General features: G+C 75.4%; 15 protein-coding genes. 4 read left to right on the top strand and 11 right to left on the bottom strand.

Going from position 1 to position 19,766, the window contains the following annotated elements:
• The 4 genes from ACI78S_RS19885 to ACI78S_RS19870 all read right to left on the bottom strand — a co-directional run.
• A partial coding sequence (locus ACI78S_RS19885) for a LacI family DNA-binding transcriptional regulator (protein WP_456976543.1) occupies positions 1 to 1,148 on the bottom strand: 1,148 nt, incomplete at its 3' end.
• 21 nt (positions 1,149 to 1,169) lie between these two features.
• Positions 1,170 to 2,681, bottom strand: a complete 1,512-nt coding sequence (locus ACI78S_RS19880) for a Na+/H+ antiporter NhaC family protein (protein WP_456976541.1) — start codon at positions 2,679 to 2,681, stop codon at positions 1,170 to 1,172.
• A 2-nt stretch (positions 2,682 to 2,683) separates the two neighbouring features.
• On the bottom strand, positions 2,684 to 3,580 hold the full coding sequence (locus ACI78S_RS19875; protein ID WP_456976539.1) for a PfkB family carbohydrate kinase: 897 nt from the start codon (positions 3,578 to 3,580) through the stop codon (positions 2,684 to 2,686).
• Between the two features lie 3 nt (positions 3,581 to 3,583).
• Entirely contained in the window at positions 3,584 to 4,597 is a 1,014-nt protein-coding gene (locus ACI78S_RS19870; protein WP_456976537.1) for an SIS domain-containing protein, read from the bottom strand.
• A 243-nt stretch (positions 4,598 to 4,840) separates the two neighbouring features.
• On the opposite strand from ACI78S_RS19870, the gene ACI78S_RS19865 reads away from it, so the two are divergent.
• Entirely contained in the window at positions 4,841 to 6,277 is a 1,437-nt protein-coding gene (locus ACI78S_RS19865; RefSeq protein WP_456976535.1) for an aldehyde dehydrogenase family protein, read from the top strand.
• 75 nt (positions 6,278 to 6,352) lie between these two features.
• On the opposite strand, the gene ACI78S_RS19860 is transcribed toward ACI78S_RS19865, so the two are convergent.
• Positions 6,353 to 9,412, bottom strand: coding sequence for an NAD-glutamate dehydrogenase domain-containing protein (locus ACI78S_RS19860; protein WP_456976533.1), 3,060 nt, complete (start codon positions 9,410 to 9,412; stop codon positions 6,353 to 6,355).
• Positions 9,409 to 10,758 carry a 4-aminobutyrate--2-oxoglutarate transaminase gene (gene gabT / locus ACI78S_RS19855; protein ID WP_456976531.1) on the bottom strand — a complete coding sequence of 450 codons (1,350 nt, stop codon included), beginning with the start codon at positions 10,756 to 10,758 and terminating at the stop codon, positions 9,409 to 9,411. Before gabT ends, ACI78S_RS19860 begins: the two co-directional genes overlap by 4 nt.
• A 137-nt stretch (positions 10,759 to 10,895) precedes the next feature.
• Between gabT and ACI78S_RS19850 the strand changes: the two genes are divergently transcribed.
• Positions 10,896 to 12,407 (top strand): PucR family transcriptional regulator, encoded by a 1,512-nt coding sequence (locus ACI78S_RS19850; RefSeq protein ID WP_456976529.1) that lies wholly within the window; start codon positions 10,896 to 10,898, stop codon positions 12,405 to 12,407.
• Between the two features lie 90 nt (positions 12,408 to 12,497).
• Here ACI78S_RS19850 and ACI78S_RS19845 read toward each other — a convergent pair whose 3' ends face one another.
• Together ACI78S_RS19845 and speB are read right to left on the bottom strand one after the other, a co-directional pair.
• Positions 12,498 to 14,381, bottom strand: a complete 1,884-nt coding sequence (locus ACI78S_RS19845) for a primary-amine oxidase (RefSeq protein ID WP_456976527.1) — start codon at positions 14,379 to 14,381, stop codon at positions 12,498 to 12,500.
• On the bottom strand, positions 14,378 to 15,412 hold the full coding sequence (gene speB, locus ACI78S_RS19840) for an agmatinase (protein ID WP_456976525.1): 1,035 nt from the start codon (positions 15,410 to 15,412) through the stop codon (positions 14,378 to 14,380). Before speB ends, ACI78S_RS19845 begins: the two co-directional genes overlap by 4 nt.
• Positions 15,413 to 15,657: 245 nt before the next feature.
• On the opposite strand from speB, the gene ACI78S_RS19835 reads away from it, so the two are divergent.
• Complete coding sequence (locus ACI78S_RS19835) at positions 15,658 to 17,187, top strand: APC family permease (RefSeq protein ID WP_456976523.1); 1,530 nt, start codon at positions 15,658 to 15,660, stop codon at positions 17,185 to 17,187.
• Between the two features lie 90 nt (positions 17,188 to 17,277).
• Here the strand turns inward: ACI78S_RS19835 and ACI78S_RS19830 are convergent, their stop codons facing one another.
• The 3 genes from ACI78S_RS19830 to ACI78S_RS19820 all read right to left on the bottom strand — a co-directional run bounded on the left by ACI78S_RS19830 (position 17,278) and on the right by ACI78S_RS19820 (position 18,901).
• On the bottom strand, positions 17,278 to 17,652 hold the full coding sequence (locus ACI78S_RS19830) for a VOC family protein (protein WP_456976521.1): 375 nt from the start codon (positions 17,650 to 17,652) through the stop codon (positions 17,278 to 17,280).
• 65 nt (positions 17,653 to 17,717) lie between these two features.
• Entirely contained in the window at positions 17,718 to 18,485 is a 768-nt protein-coding gene (locus tag ACI78S_RS19825; protein ID WP_456976519.1) for an SDR family NAD(P)-dependent oxidoreductase, read from the bottom strand.
• 80 nt (positions 18,486 to 18,565) lie between these two features.
• On the bottom strand, positions 18,566 to 18,901 hold the full coding sequence (locus ACI78S_RS19820) for a helix-turn-helix domain-containing protein (protein ID WP_456976547.1): 336 nt from the start codon (positions 18,899 to 18,901) through the stop codon (positions 18,566 to 18,568).
• Positions 18,902 to 19,087: 186 nt separating this feature from the next.
• Between ACI78S_RS19820 and ACI78S_RS19815 the strand changes: the two genes are divergently transcribed.
• On the top strand, positions 19,088 to 19,642 hold the full coding sequence (locus ACI78S_RS19815; RefSeq protein ID WP_456976517.1) for a hypothetical protein: 555 nt from the start codon (positions 19,088 to 19,090) through the stop codon (positions 19,640 to 19,642).
• Positions 19,643 to 19,766 lie beyond the last annotated feature (124 nt).

Raw genomic sequence — 19,766 nt, 5'->3', positions numbered from 1 at the left:
GGGGGGGGTGGGGCGGGGGGGGGCGGGCTGGGGGGGGTGGGGGGGGGTGGGCGCCGCCGCCGGGGGGGGGGGGCGCCCCCCCCCCCCCCCCCCCCCCCCCCCGCGCCGAGGACGGTGGTCTCCGCGGGGCCGGTGAAGCCCTCGATGCGCCGGATCAGCCGGCGGGCCGCGGCCTCGCCGAGCTCCTGCACCGGTTGCTCGACCACGGTGATCGGCGGCTGCATGACCGCTGCCCAGGGGCTGTCGTCGAAGCCGACGAGGGAGACCTCCCCGGGCACCCGCAGGCCGAGCGCCCGGGCGGCCTGCAGCGCCCCGAGCAGGGCGTCGGTCTCGGTGGCGAACACCGCCGTCGGCGGGTCGGGCCGCTCGAGCATCGCGCGCAGGGCGGCCGTGGTGGCCTCGAGCGTCTCGACGCCGGTGGTGACCAGCGCCGGGTCCAGCCCGATGCCCGCCGCGTCGAGTGCGTCGAGGTAGCCCAGCAGGCGCGCGCCGCCGGTCGACAGCTCGGCGCCGGCCCCGGCCAGCAGCTCCTCGCGGCCGGCCGGCCGCCGCGGGTGCAGCGGCCCCCAGGCGAAGGCGATCCGCGTGTGCCCGGCGGCGACGAGGTCGCCGACCGCCTGCCGGGTGACCTCGCGGTTGTCGACGACGACCGCGTCGACGTCGAGGTGGGCCAGGCTGCGGTCGATCGCGACCAGCGGGATCCCGCGGGCGAGCGCGGCCTCCAGGTGCGGCGCCTCCTCCGGCGCGCCCACCGCCGAGGCGATGACCAGGCCGTCGACCTGCTTGCCCAGCAGCACCCGGACGGCGGCCTGCTCCCGGTCGACCCGCTCGTCGGTGTTCACCAGCACCGTGTCGTAGCCCCTCGCGCGGGCGGCGTCGGCGATGCCGCGCACCACCCCGGCGAAGAAGGAGTTGCTGATGTCGGCGACGACGACGCCGAGGGTCCTGGTGACGCCCGTCGACATCGACCGGGCCAGCATGTTCGGCTGGTAGCCCAGGGCCTCCGCGGCGGCCCGCACGCGGGCCTGCAGCTCGGGGCTCGGCGAGCCGTACCCGCCGAGCACGCGCCCCGCCGTCGCCTTCGCCACGCCGGCGGCCCGCGCCACCTCGGCGATGGTGGGAGGCCCCTGCGGGGTCGCACCGTCCATGGTCGGGACCCTAGCCACCGGTCAGGCTCCCACCAGGCCGAGCACGGCGTAACCCGCGAGGGCCAGGACGAAGGCGACGACCTGGTACGGCAGGTTGGTGATCCAGTGCCGGAACAGCGGCACCTCCGTCGACGACGACGTCAGCAGCCCCACGTCGGAGGAGATGGCGGTCGTGATGCCCCAGGTGCCGGCGCTGAGCAGCGCGGCGACGGCGGCCAGCGGGTTGGCGCCGATCTGGTCGGACAGGTCCACCAGGACCGGGACCAGCAGGATGTACAGGCTCCAGTTCAGCGTCACCATCGCCTCGGTCAGGCCGAAGGCGAGGAAGACGACGAACGGCAGCCAGGCCGGGGACACCGCGCCGGAGACGTTCTCGATCACGAACTCGGAGAACTGCAGGTCGGCGATGCCCGAGACGAGCACGAAGGCGATCGCCATGAGCAGGACGAGCGGGAAGATGCCCTTCATCCCCTCGACGACCGCGTCCACGTAGCTCGCCGGCGTGGCGATGCGCTGGGCGACGAGCGCCAGCCCGGTGACGAGCAGCGCGAGGACGAAGCCCTTCTGCACGTCGTCGGTGACCAGCGTGCCGACGACGACGGTGCCGACCGCCAGCACCAGGTTGAGCCAGTGCGGGCGCCGGGCGGCGGGCGCGGCGGCGGCCGGCTCGACGACGTCGGCCGCCTCGACCGCGCCCCCCTCCACGGCGGCCATCTCCCGGCGCATCGCGCCGAGCGGGCGCAGGACGCCGACGCCGGCGAGCACCGCCACGACGACCACGGCGATCGGGAAGAACAGGTAGGGCATCAGCTCGACGTAGGTGGAGACCTGCGTCGCCGTCGTGGCCGCGCCGGCGGTGACCAGCAGGCCCGCCACGAGCACCGGCGTGGAGCCGATCGGGTTGAGCGTGCAGGCGGGCTCGGCGGTCGAGCGGATCAGCATCGCGCTGTAGGCGCGGGGCAGGCCGAAGCGGCGGTTGACCGGTGTCATCGACACCCCGACACCGGAGCTGGAGAGGTACGAGTCGTTGCTCAGCAGCGCGGTGGCGACGAGCGTGACGCCGGCGCTGCGCCGCCGGCCGCTGGCCAGCCGGGCGACCCGCTCGGCGAACGACGCGGCCAGCCCGAGGTGGTCGAGCACCCCGATCAGGCCGCCGATGCACAGGAGCAGCAGCAGCAGCCACAGGTTGTCGGTGTTGGAGACCTCGGCGTAGACCCGGTCCACCCACGCGGTGAACAGCCCGCCGCGTTCCACCATGAACAGGGCGAGCGCGGAGGCCCAGAGGAAGCCCTCGATCACCCGCTGCGTGGAGAGGATGAACAGGAAGAGGGTGACGGCCGGCAGCAGGCTCCACGCCCCGTACCAGCTGTCCCCGCGAGGAGCGGCCGCCGCGACGAGGCCGAACACCGCGGCCAGGCCCACGTACACCGCGACGTCCCGGTACCGCACGACCGCCGCCCGACGGGGGCCCGCGGCCGACGGCCCGGCCTCCGCGGAGGGGACGACGGCCTCGGCGACCACCTGCTCGCTCATGCTCAGAACTCCTTGCCGTAGCCGAAGGCGCCCTCGACGAGGCACTGGTCGGCCGCGAAGCGCGCCGCGACCGCCAGTGCCTCCTCCAGGGCTGCCGGGGAGGGGAGCCGGTCGCGGCGCCAGCCCCGCTCGAGGCAGGCGACCGCGAAGGCCGTCGAGAACGCGTCGCCGCATCCCATGGTGTCGACCGGGTCGACGGTCTCGGCCGCGCCGTGCCGGAGCGCGCGGCCGTCGAACAGGACGGAGCCCTGCAGGCCCCGGGTGGCCAGGACCAGCCCGACCCCGCGCCGGTGCACGTCGCGGACCAGCGCCTCGGTGTCCGCGGCGCTCAGGTGCTCGCACGAGAAGACCGCCAGGTCGACGTGCGGGCAGACCCGGTCGAGGTGTTCCGCGGTGCGGAACTCGTCCTCGTCCGAGAAGTCGAAGGAGACCAGCGCCGGCAGGGAGCGCAGCAGGAACAGCTCGTCGGCCACCCCGCCGTAGACGCCGGAGTGGACCAGGTCGAACCGGCTCAGGTAGGCGAGGTCGTCACCGGCCAGGACGAAGGGGTCGGCGGTGGTCACCCCGCCCTCGTTCCAGTCGCCGAACACGCGGTCGCCGTCGACGACCGTCACGTCGCACCAGCCGGTCTCGCCGTCCTTGACCTGGCAGCGGTCGAGCGCGATGCCGAGGTCGTCGAGGGAGCCGCGCACGTGCGCCGCGAGGTCGTCGGTGCCGAACACGCCGAGGTAGGCCGCCTCGGCGCCCAGGCGGGAGGCGAAGACGGCGAAGTTGACGCTGTTGCCGCCCGGGTAGAGGACCCGCCGGTCGAGGAACCGGTCGACCACGTTGTCGCCGAAGCCGACGACGCGCGGCCGGGTCCCCGACGGCGCGACAGCGACGTCCGCCCTGACCGGCACGGGTCAGTACTCCACGACGCGGTAGTAGCGCCGCAGGTCCAGCGGGTGGTTGCGGGCGCGCTCCAGGTGCTTGGACAGCCGGATCGTCACCGAGTCCATCACCAGCGGGCCGAGCAGGCCGCGGAACTCCGGGTCGATGCCCGGCAGCGCGTGGTCGGCGACGTCGAACACGGTCACCTGGCTGCTGTAGCGCTCGGCGAAGGCGCGCACCCGCTGCATGAGCGGCCGGGTCTCGTCCTCGCCGATGAACAGCAGGATGCTGGTGTCGGGCTCGACCAGCTCCAGCGAGCCGTGGAAGAACTCGGCCCCGTGGACGCGCGTGGTGCGCAGCCACTGCATCTCCTCGAGGATGCACATCGAGTAGTTGTAGGTGAATCCCCACAGCGGCCCGCTGCCGACCAGCATGTGGTAGTCGGTCGCGGCGTGCTTGTCCGCGAAGGCGGCCGCCACCGGGTCGGCCTGCTCCTGGACGCCGCGGAGCACGGCGCCGATCCCGTCCAGCTGCGCGGCGAGGCGCGGGTAGGCGTCGAACTCGCCGCGCGCGTGCAGGATCGCGCCGGTCAGCAGCGTGAGCTGGATGTCGTACGACTCCGAGGCGGTCTCGTCGTCGGCGGGGTTGACCAGCACGACGTCGGCCGCCCGCGCGAGCGGCGAGTCGGGGTCGCCGGTCATCGCGACGGTCCGCACCCCGCGCTCGCGGCAGTGGTGCGCGGCCGCGACGGTCTCGGGCGTGGTGCCCGACAGCGACGACAGCAGGACGACGGAGCGGTCGGTCAGCTGTCGGTGGCCGGCGGCGACGAGCTCGGCGGCGATGACGGAGCGCACCGGCAGGGTCGACCGGGTGCTCAGCGTGTACTCGTACGGCCAGAAGGCGGCGTACGAGCCGCCCGAGCCCACGAGGAACAGCACGTCGGGGTCGGCGGCGACGACGTCCCGGGCCAGGTGCTCGATCCGGGGGCGCAACGCCACCGCACCGCCGATCACCGTCTCGTACCGCGCCTGGTCGAACCCGTGCATGCCCGTCCTCTCGGTTGTGCGGAGACCGGTCTCCACTCGCGCAGAGACCGGTCTCCCGGTTGGCCGGGGACGCTAACAGCCGATGGCGCGGAGGGAAAGGGACGGTGCCGGACCGGTGCGCCGGACGCCCGCTCCCGCCGGTCGGGCGGGGCGACCAGGTCGCGCCGGTGGGGCGCCCTGCGGAGGTCCGGGTGTCCGGACCGGCACCTCCCCAGCGCCCTCCCGGTCGGGGAGTGTCGCCCCATGTCGACTCTCCCGTACTGGGTCGCCGGCGCGCCCGCGACCGGCGCCGACGTCCTCGAGGTCACCTCGCCGCACGACGGCCGGGTGGCCGGCCGGACCACTCTGGCGAGCACCGAGGACGTCGAGGCCGCGGTGGCCGCGGCGCACGCGGCCCGGGCCGCCTGCGCCGCCACCCCGGCGCACGTCCGCGCCTCGGCGCTGGACCACGTCTCCCGCCGGCTCGCCGAACGCGCCGAGGAGGTCGCCGCGCTGATCACCGCGGAGTCGGGCAAGCCGCTGAAGTGGGCCCGGCTGGAGGTGGCCCGCGCGGTGTCGACCTTCCGCTGGGGTGCCGAGGAGGCGCGCCGCTGGTCGGGTTCGCTGCAGCGGCTGGACACCGACCCCACCGCCACCGGCCGGCTGGCCCTCGTCCGGCGCGCCCCGCGGGGGCCGGTGCTGGGCATCGCCCCGTTCAACTTCCCGCTCAACCTGGTCGCCCACAAGGTCGCCCCGGCGATCGCGGTGGGCGCGCCGATCGTGCTCAAGCCCGCCCCCGCCACCCCGCTCTCGGCGCTCCTGCTCGGGGAGGTCCTGGCCGCGACCGACCTGCCCGCCGGCGCCTGGTCGGTGCTGCCGGTGACCAACGAGGCCGCCGCCGAGCTGGTCCGCGACCCGCGGCTGCCGGTCGTCTCCTTCACCGGGTCGGTGCCGGTGGGCTGGTCCATCCGCGACGCCGTCCCGCGCAAGCACGTCACGCTGGAGCTGGGCGGCAACGCCGCCGTCGTCGTCGCCCCCGACCAGGACGACGACGCGCTGGCGCACGCCGCCTCCCGGATCGCGACGTTCGCGATGTACCAGGCCGGGCAGTCCTGCATCTCCGTGCAGCGGGTGTTCGCCCACCGCGACGTGGCCGAGGTGCTCACCGACCGCGTGGTCGAGGCGGTGCGCAAGCTGGTCACCGGCGAGCCCACCGACGCCGCCACCGACGTCGGCCCGCTGATCGACGAGGCCGCCGCCCGCCGGGTGGAGAGCTGGGTCGAGGAGGCGGTCGCCGCCGGCGCCACCGTGCTCACCGGCGGCACCCGCGACGGCGCCGCGTACGCGCCCACCGTGCTCACCGGCGTCCCGACCGACGCCAGGGTGGCCCGCGAGGAGGTGTTCGGGCCGGTCGTCGTCCTCGACGTCGTCGACTCCGTGGACGAGGCGTTCGCCCGGGTGAACGACAGCCGCTTCGGCCTGCAGGCCGGCGTCTTCACCCGCGACCTGCAGCTGGCCTTCCGCGCCGCCCGCGAGCTGGAGGTCGGCGGCGTGGTGGTCGGCGACGTCCCCAGCTTCCGCGCCGACCAGATGCCCTACGGCGGGCTCAAGGACTCCGGCACCGGCCGCGAGGGCGTGCACGCCGCCATGGAGGACCTCACCGAGGAGCGCGTCCTGGTCCTCACCGGCATCGACCTCTGACCCACCGGGCTTCCGGTACCGAAAGCCCCCGCCGCCACGGGGCTTCCGGTACCGAAAGCCCCTCGGCGGCGCCGATCAGGCCGCCGACCGCCGCAGCCGGGACAGCTCCCCGGCGAGCACGGCGAGCAGGGCGACGGCGTCCTCCCGGGCCGTCACGGCGGCGTCGCGGACGGCGGCGAACCGGGCGACCGCGGTCGCGTGCGCGGTGAGGAACCGCTCCACGTCGCCGCCCGCGGCCAGCAGCGCGCCGGTCAGCGCGCGGGCGTGCTCACCGCACCCCTCCCGCAGCGCGGCCTTCGCGGCCAGCACCCAGGACGAGTCGCCGGGCGCGTCCGCGGCCGGGACCCGGTCGAGCCCCAGCGCGCGGCCGAGGGCGCGGTGCCGGGCGAGGACGGCGCACACCGGGAGCCCGCTGCGCCCGACGACGTCGGCGAGGTCCACCGCGTCGGCCCGGCGCCCGAGCGCGGCGACGAGGTCGGCCAGCTCCGCGCGGGCTCCGGCGCTGCGCAGCTGCCGCGCCGACGCCCGGTCGACGCCGTGCACGCCGGCCACGAGGGCCGCCAGCGCGGGGACGGCCGCGGTGAGCGCCGCCGGGTCGGGGTGCCGGCGCAGCAGCCGGTCGGCCACCCGCTCGGTGACCCGCTGCACCTCCGGCAGCGCGAGCCGCTCGACCGCCGGTGGCACGTCGTCGTCGAGCAGCGCCCACACCGGGTCCAGGCCGAGGACCTGCTCGGCGGCGGCGAACGCCCGTGCCGCGACCGGCGTCCCCACGCCGTGCCGCTCCTCCAGCCGGTGCAGGAACCCCGGCCCGACCCGGTTGAGCAGGTCGTTCGCCAGCTGGGTGGCGGTGATCTCGCGGGCCAGCGGGTGGGCGGCGATCCGGTCGGGCCAGCGCTCGCGCACCGCCCGCGGGAAGTAGCGCAGCAGCACCTCGCGCAGGGCCGGGTCGTCGGGCACGTCGCTGCCCAGCAGCTCCTCGCGCACCAGGTTCTTCGAGTAGGCGAGCAGCACCGCCGCCTCCGGCCGGGTCAGCCCGCCGCCGGCCGCGCGCAGCCGCTCGATGTCGGCCTCCGACGGCAGGTGCTCGAGGTCGCGGTCGAGGCCGGCCTGCTGCTCCAGGTCGCGGATCAGCGCGGCGTGCCGGTCGAGCAGGAAGGGCGCCTGGTCGGCGCAGACGGTCAGCGCGCGGGCCTGGTGGGCGTTGTCGGCGAGCACCGCCGCGGCCACCTCGCCGGTGAGCTCGCGCAGCAGGGCGTCGCGCTGGGCGCCGGAGAGCTCGCCGTCGCGCACCGGCCCGGCCAGCAGGATCTTGAGGTTGACCTCGCGGTCGCTGGTGTCGACCCCGGCCGAGTTGTCGATGAAGTCGGTGTGCACCCGCACCCCGGCGCGCGCGGCCGCGACGCGGGCGCGCTGGGTCAGCCCCAGGTTGCCGCCCTCGCCGATCACCCGGCAGCGCAGCGTCCCCGCCGTCACCCGCACCCGGTCGCCGGCCCGGTCGCCGACCTCGGCGTCGGTCTCGTCGTCGGCACGGACGTACGTGCCGATCCCGCCGTTCCAGAGCAGGTCGACCGGCGCCCGCAGCACCGCCCGCACGACCTCGTCCGGCGTCAGCTCGGCCGCCTCGACACCCAGGCGGCGGCGCACCTCGGGGGAGAGCGGCACCACCTTGGCGTCGCGCCGGTGCACGCCGCCGCCGGGGGAGAGGGCGGCGGGGTCGTAGTCGGCCCACGAGGAGCCGGGCAGCGCGGCCAGCCGGCGGCGCTCGGCGAAGGAGGCCGCCGGGTCGGGGTCGGGGTCGAGGAACACGTGCCGGTGGTCGAAGGCGGCGACCAGCCGCAGGCGGTCCGACAGCAGCATGCCGTTGCCGAACACGTCGCCGGACATGTCGCCGATGCCGACGGCGGTCACCTCGTCGGCGTCGACGTCCACCCCGAGCTCGCGCAGGGAGCGGCGGACCGACACCCAGGCCCCGCGGGCGGTGATGCCCATGGCCTTGTGGTCGTAGCCGGCCGACCCGCCGGAGGCGAAGGCGTCGCCGAGCCAGAACCCGCGCTCGACCGCGAGCGCGTTGGCCAGGTCGGAGAACGTGGCCGTGCCCTTGTCGGCGGCGACGACGAGGTAGGGGTCGTCCCCGTCGAGCACCACGGTGCGCGGCGGGTGCACGACCCGCCCGTCCACCCGGTCGTCGGTGACGTCGAGCAGCCCGGAGACGAACGACCGGTACGCCGCCTCCACCGAGCCCTGCCGGACGACGAACGCGCCCTTGGCCCCGGCCGGCACGATCACCGCGTTCTTGACCAGCTGCGCCTTGAGCAGGCCGAGCACCTCGGTGCGGAAGTCCTCGGGGCGGTCCGACCAGCGGATGCCGCCGTGCGCCACCGGTCCGCCGCGCAGGTGCAGGCCCTCGACGGCGGGGGAGTGCACGAACGTCTCGACCCACGGCCGCGGCGCCGGCAGGAAGGCCAGCCGGGGCGAGGCGATCTTGAGCGCGAGCTGCGCGGGCGGGCGGCCGGCCGGGTCCCGGAAGGCGTTGGTGCGGACGACGGCGTCGAGGACGTCGCGCAGCCCGCGCAGGATGCGGTCCTGGTCGAGGCTCGTCGTCGCGGCCAGCAGCGCGTCGAGCTCGTCGCCGGCCGCGGTGGCGACCGCGGGGTCGAGGCCGTCGGGGTCGTGCCGGGCGGTGAACCGCCGCACCAGCGCTCGAGCGAACCGCGGCGCACCCAGCACGGTCCGCTCGATGTAGCCGCGGGACAGGGCGCTGCCGGTCTGGGCCAGGTAGCGGCAGGCCGCGCGGAGCACGCCCACCTGGAGCACCGGCAGGCCCTCGGTCACGGTCAGCCGGGCGAGGCCGTCGAGCTCGGTCTCCCCGGCCCACGCCGCGGCCAGGGCCTCGTCCAGCGCGGCCAGCGCCGGCTCGGGCGCGGCGTCGGCGGGCAGCAGCAGGTCCAGCTCCGTCGCCGTCCCCCCGTGCGGCCGCGCGTCGGCGACGCGGACGCCGAGCCGTTCGAAGACGGGGACGACGTCGGCCAGCAGCGGCCGCGGGCCGGGCCACTCGACGACCGCACCGACCAGCGGCCCGGCCCCGGCGGACGCCGGGCGGAGCCGGACCCGGTCGCGCGCCGGGGCGGCGGTCATGCCGTCGCGGCGAACGCGGCCTCGAGCACGTCGAGGGCCTCGGTGAGCAGGTCCTGCCCGATGACCAGCGGCGGCAGGAAGCGCAGCACGTTGCCGAACGTGCCCGCGGTGAGGACGACGACGCCCTCGGCGTGGCAGCGCTTGGCCACGGCCGCGGTGAGCGCCGGGTCGGGCTCGGTGGTGCCCGGCTTCACGAGCTCGACGGCGATCATGGCGCCGCGGCCGCGGACGTCGCCGATGGCGGGGAAGCGCTCCTGCAGCGCGCGCAGCCGGGGCACCATCGTCGCCTCGATCGCCCGGGCGGCGCCGGCGAGGTCGAGCTCGCGCATGGTCTCGATCGAGGCCAGCGCGGCGGCGCAGGCGAGCGGGTTGCCGCCGTAGGTGCCGCCGAGCCCGCCGGTGTGGACGGCGTCCATCAGCTCGGCGCGGCCGGTGACGGCGGACAGCGGCAGGCCGCCGGCCATGCCCTTGGCCAGGGTGACCAGGTCGGGCACGACGCCCTCGTGCTCGCTGGCGAACCAGTCGCCGGTGCGGCAGAAGCCGGTCTGCACCTCGTCGGCGATGAACACCGCGCCGGCCTGCCGCGCCCAGTCCGCGACCGCGGGCAGGAAGCCGGGGGCCGGGACGACGAAGCCGCCCTCGCCCTGGATCGGCTCGACGAGCACGGCGGCGACGTCGGCCGCCCCGACCTGGGTCTCGATCTGCCGGATCGCGCGGGCGGCGGCCTCGGCGCCGGTCATGCCCTCGGGGTCGCGGAACGGGTAGCTCATCGGCACCCGGTAGACCTCGGGCGCGAACGGCCCGAACCCGCGCTTGTAGGGCATGTTCTTCGCGGTCAGCGCCATCGTGAGGTTGGTGCGGCCGTGGTAGGCGTGGTCGAAGACGACGACCGCCGAGCGGCCGGTGGCCACGCGGGCGATCTTCACCGCGTTCTCCACCGCCTCGGAGCCGGAGTTGAACAGCGCCGAGCGCTTCTCGTGGTCGCCGGGGGTGACCCGGGCGAGCTCCTCGGCGACGGCGACGTAGCCCTCGTACGGCGTGACCATGAAGCAGGTGTGCGTGAACGCCGCGACCTGCTCCTGGACGGCGGCGACCACGCGCGGGGCGGCGTTGCCGACGTTGACCACGGCGATGCCCGCGCCGAGGTCGATCAGCGAGTTGCCGTCGACGTCCACGACCACGCCGCCGCCGGCCCGCTCGACGAAGACCGGCAGCGTGGTGCCGACGCCGCCGGAGACCGCGGCGGCCCGGCGGGCCATGAGCTCCCGCGAGCGGGGCCCGGGGACCTCGGTGACCAGCCGGCGCACCTGGGCCGGCGTCGACGGGGGTGCGAGCAGGTCGGTCACGGGGGCTCCTCGTCTCGACGGGGGGACGTTCCGCCGCCGAGTCTCGGCCGCGTCGGGCCGCGCAGGTACTGTCCGGACCGGCGCGCCGGCCGCCCGTGGATGTCCACTCCGGCACGCCCGTGTCCACAGGAGTCGCCGTGCCGGTCACCGTCGCCGATCTGCTCGCCCAGCCCTCGCTGGGCCTGCGCCTGCACACCGCCGGCGCGCCGGTGGACCGCCCCCTGTCGTGGGTGCACGTGAGCGAGCTGGCCGACCCCGCCCCGTTCCTCGAGGGCGGCGAGCTGCTGCTCACCACCGGCCTGGCGCTGCGCGACGGCGAGCCGGCCGGCCCGTACGTGCGCCGGCTGGTCGGCGCCGGGGTCGCCGCGCTGGGCTTCGGCACCGGCCTGGGCCAGGACGCCGTCCTCCCGCCGTTGGTCGACGCCGCCGTCGCCGGCGGGCTGCCGGTGGTCGAGGTGCCGCGGGGGACGCCGTTCATCGCGCTCTCGCGCAGCGTCTCGGCCGCGCTCGCCGCCGACGAGTACGCCGCGGTCGCCCGCGCGGCGGCGGCGCAGCAGGAGCTCACCCGGGCCGCGCTCGCCCCCGGCGGCCCGGCGGCGCTGCTGGAGCGGCTGACCCGCGCGGTCGGCGGCTGGGCGCTGCTGCTGGACACCGCCGGTGCGCCGCTGGAGGCCTTCCCGGCGGCGGCCGCGCGGCGCGGGCCGGGCCTGCAGGCGGAGCTTGACCGGCTGCGCGGGATGCGGGCCCCGGCCAGCGCGGCGCTGTCGGGGCCGGAGGAGACCCTGCTGGTGCAGTCGCTGGGCAGCGGCGCGCGCACCCGCGGGTTCCTGGCGGTCGGCCGCACCGGCCCGCTGCCGCCGGCCGACCGGCACGTGGTCAACGCCGCGGCGCTGCTGCTCACGCTGCGCATGGAGCAGTCCCGCGGGCTCGACAGCGCGATGGCGGCGCTGCGGGCCGCGCTGCTGCGGCTGCTGCTGGCGGGGGAGGAGCGCACGGTGTCGGCGGTCGTCGACGAGCTCGGCCAGCAGCTGCCCGCCGAACCGCTGCACGTCCTCGCCGTCCTCGGGAGCGGCGAGCAACGCTCCGCCGCCGTCGACGTCGCCGCCGACGCCGCGGCGCACGAGCGCGCGGCGCTGTTCTCCGCCGAGCTCGACGACGCGCTGGTGCTGCTGGTGTCGGCCGGCGGGCCGCTGCCGGAGCGGCTCGGTGCGCTGGCCGCCCGGGTGCCGGGGGCGGCGCTGGGGTCGTCCCGGCCGGTCGGCTGGTCGGCGCTGGCCGACGGCGTGCGGCAGGCCCGGCAGGCCGCCGAGCACGGCCGCGGGCGCGCGCCCGGCGTCGTCGCCTTCGCCGACCTCGCCCTGCCCGGCCTGGCGGCGCTGCTGGAGCCGACGGCGACCCGCGCCTTCGCCGACTCCCTGCTCGCCCCGCTCGTGGCCGCCGACCGCGCCGGCGCCGGCGACCTCGTGCACTCGGTGCGGGTCTGGCTGGCCCACCACGGCCAGTGGGAGCCGGCCGCGGCGCAGCTGGGGGTGCACCGGCACACCCTGCGCAAGCGGGTGCACCGCGCCGCCGCGCTGCTCGGCCGCGACCTCGACGACCCCGGCGCCCGCGCCGAGCTCTGGATCGCCCTCCACCCGCCCGGCGCCTAGGTGCTTTCGGTACCGAAGCCCCGAGGCCCGGCGCGTTTTCGGTACAGGAAGCACCCGGACCCGAGGTGCTTCCTGTACCGAAAGCCCGGCTCAGTGGCAGTGCTTGGCCGCGGTCGGGGGGACGTCGAGGGTGGGGTTGCGGTCGAAGAAGCCGACCGGCTTGAGCGAGAACGACACGACGTCGACCGGCATCACCGGCCAGTCCTCCGGCCGCGGGATGTGGTGGATGCCGAACACGTGCCACAGCACGATGTCGGTGTCGGCGATCGGCCGGTCGGCCTTCGTCCACTCCGGCAGGCCGGCGTCCCGGCGGCTCTGGTTCACGAACTCGCCGGAGGGCCAGCGCTCCTCCTCGTCGAACGCCGTCACCCACAGCGTGTGGTCGATGACCTCGGCGCGCTGCAGGATCGGGGAGCTGCGGTCGACCAGCGCCGGGAACGACGCCGAGGGCACCAGCTTGTAGCCGACCGGCGTCCCGAGCCGGTTGAGCTTGCCGCGGTTGACCACCTTCCACGTGCGCTGGGTGGCCCAGTCGTAGTCCTGCCTGCCGTCGGACTCGGTCTCCAGCGCGCGGCTGCGCTGCACCAGCCCGAGCCCGTACGGGTTGTCGTCGGAGACCGGCACGGCCTCGCTCTCCGAGACCAGCACCGTGTTCTCCGGGCCGTCGACCTCCATGTCCATGCGGGCGACGATGAAGTGCTGGTGGTACGGCGCGTAGGTGCGCTCGTCGACGACCGTGCCGTACGGCGGGGCCTCGCCGTCGAAGGTGCTGGTCACCATGATCCCGGTGGCGCGCACCTCGCACTCGATCGTGCCGTCCTGGTAGAAGCGCCAGTAGGTCAGGTACTCGTAGTTGGCCACGGTGGCGTGGAAGGAGACGACCATCCGCCGCGACCGGCGCACCTCGCTGCCGGCGTGCTCGTCGACGTGCTTCCACAGCACGCCGTCGTCCTCCTCGTGCAGGCAGATGGCGTTCTTGATCGTGTACGGCTCGCCGCGGCTGTCGTGCAGGACGGCGTCGACGTAGGTGATCTCGCCGAGGCAGTCGCAGCCGAGCTCCAGAGACGTCGTCATGAAGCCCAGGCCCCACTCGCCGACGTCGAACGCGGTGCGGCGGTGGTGGTCGGGGCTGGGGTCGCGGTAGGGCACGACCATCTCGGCGAACGACAGGCGGTGGGCGATCGGGCGGCCGTCGAAGCCGACCCGGTGGATCACCAGGCCCTCGCGGTAGTTGAAGCCGAGCCGCATCGACCAGTCCAGCCAGCGCAGCTCGTTGCCGTCGAGGGTGAACGAGCCGCCCTCCGGCTGGGTGATCTCCAGCGGCTTGATGTCGCTGCGCTGGGTCAACCCGGGCACCAGCGCCGGCACGTACTCGCCCATGGCGTCGGCCTTGGCCGGCGGCGGGGTGTCCTCGACGCGCAGCAGCTCCATGGTGTTGAGGTCGACGACGAAGTGCAGGCCCATCACCGGGTTGGCGTAGGGGTTGCCGTCGGGGGTGGACCGGTACCAGACGTCGGTCCAGCCGACCCGGCGGTCCTGCAGGCCCTGCGGGATGAGCGAGTGGCCGTACGCCCAGGTGTCGATGAGCACCAGGTCGAGGTCGGTGATGCCGCGCTTGGCCAGCGCCTCGACGACCTCGGGGTGCTTGATGAGCGTCTCGTGCGCCTCGTGCCACTCGTCGACGGTCATGTTGGCCTGCTCGCCGGGCACCGCCTCCCACGACAGGACGGCGTCGTCGGTGAGCGAGACGACCGCCTTGTAGGGGGTGCCCTCGTCGCGGCTCCAGCAGGTCACCCGCGCCTCGCGGCGGACCGGGTCACCGGGGGTGAAGGACCGGACGACGTCCTTGGCCGGCTCGCGCAGCTCGATGGCGGCGAAGCGCCAGCGCTCGTCGACGCCCCGGTCGCGGCGCAGGATCGCCGCGGCGGCGCGGAACTCGTCGGCGGACAGCGGGTCGAGCGGGTGCGCGGTCATCGGTTCTCCTCCGGGAGCGGGCGGTCGGCGAGCAGGGGGAGCGAGGGGTCCCAGCGGGTGCCGTCGCGGGCGTCGCGCCGGCGGCGGGCGATCGCCGACAGAACCTCCAGCACGACCCGGTTGGCCAGCGCGGCGGTGATGTCGGCGTGGTCGTAGGGCGGGCTCACCTCGACGACGTCGACGCCCACGACCGGTAGCTCCAGGCAGATCCGGCGCACCGAGTCCAGCAGCTGGCGGGCGGTGAGGCCGCCGGGCTCGGGCGTGCCGGTGCCGGGGGCGTGCCCGGGGTCGCAGACGTCGATGTCGACGGAGAGGAAGACGCCCTCGCACTCGTCGGTGGCGATGCCGAAGGCCTCGGTGAGGCACTCCTCCAGCCCGCGGTGGCCGATCTCGGTCATCTCGTACGAGCGCATGCGGTGCGCCGCCATCCAGTCCAGCGTCTCCGGCGGCGGCCAGTAGCCGCGCAGGCCGATCTGCAGGAAGCGGTCGCCGCGCAGGGCGCCGGACTCGATCAGCCGGCGCATCGGCTGCCCGTGCCCCCACAGCGAGCCGAACTCGATGTCGCCGGTGTCGGCGTGCGCGTCGAAGTGGATCATCGAGACCCGCCCGTGCCCGACGACGTCGGCCACCCCGGCGGCGTCGGGGAAGGCGATCGAGTGGTCCCCGCCGAGCACGACAGGGATCGCCCCCGACCGGGCGACGGTGGCCACGGCCTCCCGCAGCGCCGGCAGCGCGGTCTCGATGTCGCCGGAGTACATCTCGACGTCGCCGGCGTCGAGCACCCGCAGGTCCCTGAGCCCGTCGGTGCGCAGCGCCAGGCTGGGCCGGGAGCCGTCGTGGGCGAGGTAGTCGGTCATCCGGATGGCCTGGGGACCGAACCGGGTGCCGGGGCGGTGCGAGGTGCCGCCGTCGAAGGGCGCGCCGACGATGACGACGTCGGCGCCGGCGAAGGACGCCGGGTCGCCGAGGTCGCAGCGGTCGACGCCGAGGTAGGTGATGTCGGGCCCGTACTGGGCGCCGTAGCGGGTCATGCGCCTGATCCTGTCGTCGGGTGGAACTACCGGAAACCGTAGCGGACTCTCGCTGTGACAACCGATTCCGTCGTCACCGCGTCGGTTGGATGCTGACCGGCCGGGCGGGGCGCACAAGTGCCGGTCCGGTGCGGGCGCGGCGGGACGGTGGACGAAGCGGCACTTGGCACGCCCGGCGGCGGATGGCTCCCTGGACGCGACCCCGGGCACACCTGCCGCGGGGGCCTCCTCGGGAAGGACACCGCATGTCCCTGGACGCGCCGCCGACACCGCCGTCGGCCGACCTCCGCACCAAGGGCCTGTCGAAGAACTCCGTCGGCCTGGTGGCCAGCGTCGTCCTCGGCATCTCCAGCATCGCCCCGGTCTACGCGCTGACCGCCACGCTCGGCCCGACGGTGACCGAGGTGGGCCTGCAGATGCCGGCGGTGTTCCTCGCCGGCTTCGTGCCGATGCTGCTGGTGGCCTACGCCTACCGCGAGCTCAACCGGGTGGCGCCGGACTGCGGCACCTCGTTCACCTGGACGACGAAGGCGTTCCACCCCTACGTCGGCTGGCTCTGCGGCTGGGGCGCGCTGCTGGCGACGGTCATCGTGCTCTCCAACCTGGCCGGCGTCGCCGTCTCCTTCTTCTACCTGCTGCTCGGCGAGCTCACCGGCTCGGCCACGGTGGCCGACCTGGGCGGGAACAAGCCGGTCAACGTCGTCACCTGCGTGGCGTTCGTGGCCATCGCCACCTGGATCACCTACCGCGGCGTGGAGACCACCAAGCGGGTGCAGTACGTGCTGGTCGGCTTCCAGATGGCGGTGCTCGCCGTGTTCGCCGTCCTGGCCTTCGCCAGGGCGGGGTCCGCGCCGGGCGGCATCTCGTTCGAGGCGTCGTGGCTGGACCCGACGGCGGTCTCGTCGTTCAGCGCGTTCACCGCGGGCCTGTCGCTGTCGATCTTCATCTACTGGGGCTGGGACACCTGCCTGACGGTCAACGAGGAGACCGAGGGCAGCGCCCGCACGCCGGGCCGCGCGGCGCTGCTGACGATGCTGGTGATCATCGTGACCTACGTCGGCGTGGCGGTCGCGGTGCAGATGTACGCCGGCGTCGGCACGGAGGGCACCGGGCTGGGCAACCCCGAGACCGGGGACAACGTCTTCGCCGCGCTCGCCGGCCCGGTGCTCGGCCCCGGCCTGGCGTTCCTGCTCTTCCTCGCGGTGGTGGCCAGCTCGGCGTCGTCCCTCCAGACGACGTTCCTGCCGCCCACCCGCACGCTGCTGGCGATGGGCACCTACGGGGCGCTGCCCCGGCGGCTGGCCGAGGTGCACCCGCGCCACCTGGTGCCCTCGACCGCGACCCTGGTCGCCGGCGCGGGCACCGCGGTGTTCTACGTGGGCATGACGCTGATCAGCGAGAACGTGCTCATCGACACGATCTACGCGCTCGGGCTGATGATCTGCTTCTACTACGGGCTCACGGCCTACGCCTGCGTCTGGTACTTCCGCCGCGAGCTGCGCCGCAGCGCCCGCGACCTGGTGTTCAAGGGGGTGCTGCCGCTGCTGGGCGCGCTGATGCTGACCGCCGTCTTCGTGCAGACCGCCGTCGACACGCTCGACCCGGCCTACGGCAGCGGCTCGTCGGTGTTCGGGATCGGCAGCGTCTTCGTCATCGGGATCGGCCTGCTGCTGCTCGGCGCCGTCCTCATGCTCGTGTGGCGGGCGCGGCACCCGGAGTTCTTCCGCGGCGAGACCCTGCGCACCGACACCCCGGCGCTCGTCCTCGACGAGTGAGCCGAGCCGGTCGTGACCACCCCCGGTCCAGCGGTGCCTCCCGCGTGCGGGATCGCCGGTGGACCCGAGGTGATCACGCGAGGGAACGGCTCACCCGCCGTACGGGCGGGTGATGATCTCCAGGACGTGCCCGTTCGGGTCCTTCCAGTACACGCCGCGGCCGCCGTCGTTGGTGTTGATCCGCCCCGGGTGGCGCTCGAACGGATCGGCCCAGAAGTCCAGCCCCCTGGCCCGGATGCGCCCGAAGATCTCGTCGAATTCGGCCTCGGAGACGAGGAAGGCGTAGTGCCGCGGGTGGACGTCGTCGGCATCGGCGAAGTCGAGCGAGACGTCGTTGTGCAGGGTGACGACGGCGAACGGGCCGTACGACGTGGGCGGCGGCAGGCCCAGCACGTCGGCGAGGAAGGCCGCCGCCTCCTGCTTGTCCCGTGCGGCGACGATCGTGTGGTTCAGGTGGACCGGCATCGCGGCTCCCTCGTGCCGGGGGTGCGGGTCGACTTCCTACACCTCGACCGGCACCCGGTCTGCGGCTAGAAGACGGCGTAGCCGCCGTCGACCAGGACGGTGGTGCCGGTCTGGTAGCTGGAGGCGTCGGCCGCCAGGTAGACGGCGATGCCGCCGAACTCCTCGGGCCGGCCCCAGCGTCCGAGCGGCACCCGGCCGATCACCTTCTGGTTGAAGACGTCGGAGGCCTGGGCCGTGACGGTCATGTCGGTGGCCGTCCAGCCGGGCAGGACGCCGTTGACGCGGACGCCGTAACGGGCCAGTTCCACCGCGGCCGAGCGCACGAACGAGGTCACCCCCGCCTTGCTGGCCGCGTAGGCGTGGTTGCGCGCGGCGCCGTCGATCGCGGCCAGGCTGGACACGGCGATGACCGAGCCGCCGGTGCCCTGCTCCACCAGCACCCGCGCGGTCTCGCGCAGGGTCCAGAACGCGCCGTCGAGGTTGGTGGCCATGACCGCCCGGTAGTCGGTGGCCGTGGTGTCGACCAGCGGGGCCAGCGGCCCGCCGAGCCCGGCGTTGACCACGACGACGTCGAGACCGCCGAGCAGGGCCACCGTCTCCCGCACGCCCGCGACGACGGCCTCCTCGTCGGAGACGTCGACCTGCCGGGCGTGCGCCACCGCGCCCGCGGCGGCGAGCCCGCCGGCGGCCGCCTGCACCTTGCCGGCGTTGCGGCCCCACAGCGCCACCGCGGCGCCGTGGTCGGCGAGCGCGCGGGCCATGGCCAGGCCGATGCCGGAGCCGCCCCCGGTGACCAGGGCGCGGCGGCCGGTGAGGTCGAACAACCCGCTCACGACGGCGGCCTCCGTCGGCCCGTGGCGACCGGCACCTCCGGCGCCACCCGGCGCGCGACGTCGTGGTCCACCTGCGCTGTCTACGGCCGGCCTCGTGCGGCTGTCAACGAGCGGCCTTCCGCGGGCGACCGCCACCGCACCGGCGGCAGCGCCGCCGCGTGCGCCTGGGCGCAGGCCGCTCGAGCAGCCTCCAGCAGGGCGCCGGCCCCGGCGGCGAAGGCGAGCCCGGCGTCCGTCGGACCGCTGCTGCCCTCCGGACCGCGCCGGAGCAGCGGCACCCCGACCTGGTGCTCGAGCCGCTGGATCCGCCGGGACAGCGCCGGCACCGACAGGTACCGCCGCTCGGCGGCGCGCCGGAAGCTGTTCTCCTCGAGCACGACGAGGAAGTCGGCGACGAAGCGCAGGTCCAGGTCCATGGTCACCCGCCGGGCGTGGGGCGCCACGGTCCCGCAGACGGAGGGCGACCGCCAGAGTCGTTGGTCGCGGACGGGGACCGGTGCGTCCACGGCAACGGGGTTGGTGCCGTGCCGGGCGGCGGGCGGACCATGTCGGGGCCGGGCGCGGTTCCGGCCCGGTGCGCGACGAGCGACGAGGAGGTCGCCGTGCGCAGGGTGCCGACAGCGTTCCGGGGGTGGACCGCGTGCGCAGCGGTGCTGCTGGCCGCGGCCCTCCTCATGGCCTGCGACCCCCCGGAGGAGGCCGTCCGCCAGGAACCGGCGCCGGCCGTCGCGGCCCCGCTGACGGGCACGTGGGAGACCGACCCCCTGCCGCTGGCGCGGGTCCGGTCGGCCCACGTCGCGGCGGGCGGCGGGAAGCAGGCGGCGGTCCTCTTCGTCGCCCAGCTCCACGCGACCACCTGGGTGCAGTTCCGCCTCGAGGTCACCGAGCGGGGGTGGCGCGAGTTCGTGCGTGCCGACAGCGGCGCCGCGGTGCCCGGGTGGAGCGGCACCTACGTGCAGGAGGGCTCGACGGTGCACGTGGTCGACGACGCCGTCCGGTGCGACCTCACCGTCGAGGTCGAGGTCGACGGCGACCGGCTGCGCCCGGAGGTCCAGCGGGAGGTGGGCGGCCGGCGGGACTGCGGGCGCGCCGACCTGACCGCCGCGCGGACGATCCACTCCTCGGCGCCGTACGTGCGGACGGCCGCGTGCCGGTGAGGCCGTGCGGTCGGGCCCGGCCGTGCCCCGTCAGCGCCGCGACGCGAGCTCGAGCTGACCGGAGGCGCTGCTCGACCGGCTGGTCGCCGCGGTCGGGGCGATCCCGGTCGGCCCGGGCTGGACC

It is taken from the genome of Geodermatophilus sp. SYSU D00815 (assembly GCF_054050035.1).
This window is presented reverse-complemented; position numbering and strand designations above follow the sequence as displayed.

Bases quoted from the DNA above. Each gene is read 5' to 3' on its own strand.
- ACI78S_RS19870 (WP_456976537.1), bottom strand. From the start codon at position 4,597: ATGCACGGGTTCGACCAGGCGCGGTACGAGACGGTGATCGGCGGTGCG.
- speB (WP_456976525.1), bottom strand. From the start codon at position 15,412: ATGACCCGCTACGGCGCCCAGTACGGGCCCGACATCACCTACCTCGGC.
- ACI78S_RS19835 (WP_456976523.1), top strand. From the start codon at position 15,658: ATGTCCCTGGACGCGCCGCCGACACCGCCGTCGGCCGACCTCCGCACC.
- ACI78S_RS19830 (WP_456976521.1), bottom strand. From the start codon at position 17,652: ATGCCGGTCCACCTGAACCACACGATCGTCGCCGCACGGGACAAGCAG.
- ACI78S_RS19845 (WP_456976527.1), bottom strand. From the start codon at position 14,381: ATGACCGCGCACCCGCTCGACCCGCTGTCCGCCGACGAGTTCCGCGCC.
- ACI78S_RS19860 (WP_456976533.1), bottom strand. From the start codon at position 9,412: ATGACCGCCGCCCCGGCGCGCGACCGGGTCCGGCTCCGCCCGGCGTCC.
- ACI78S_RS19865 (WP_456976535.1), top strand. From the start codon at position 4,841: ATGTCGACTCTCCCGTACTGGGTCGCCGGCGCGCCCGCGACCGGCGCC.
- ACI78S_RS19820 (WP_456976547.1), bottom strand. From the start codon at position 18,901: ATGGACCTGGACCTGCGCTTCGTCGCCGACTTCCTCGTCGTGCTCGAG.
- ACI78S_RS19880 (WP_456976541.1), bottom strand. From the start codon at position 2,681: ATGAGCGAGCAGGTGGTCGCCGAGGCCGTCGTCCCCTCCGCGGAGGCC.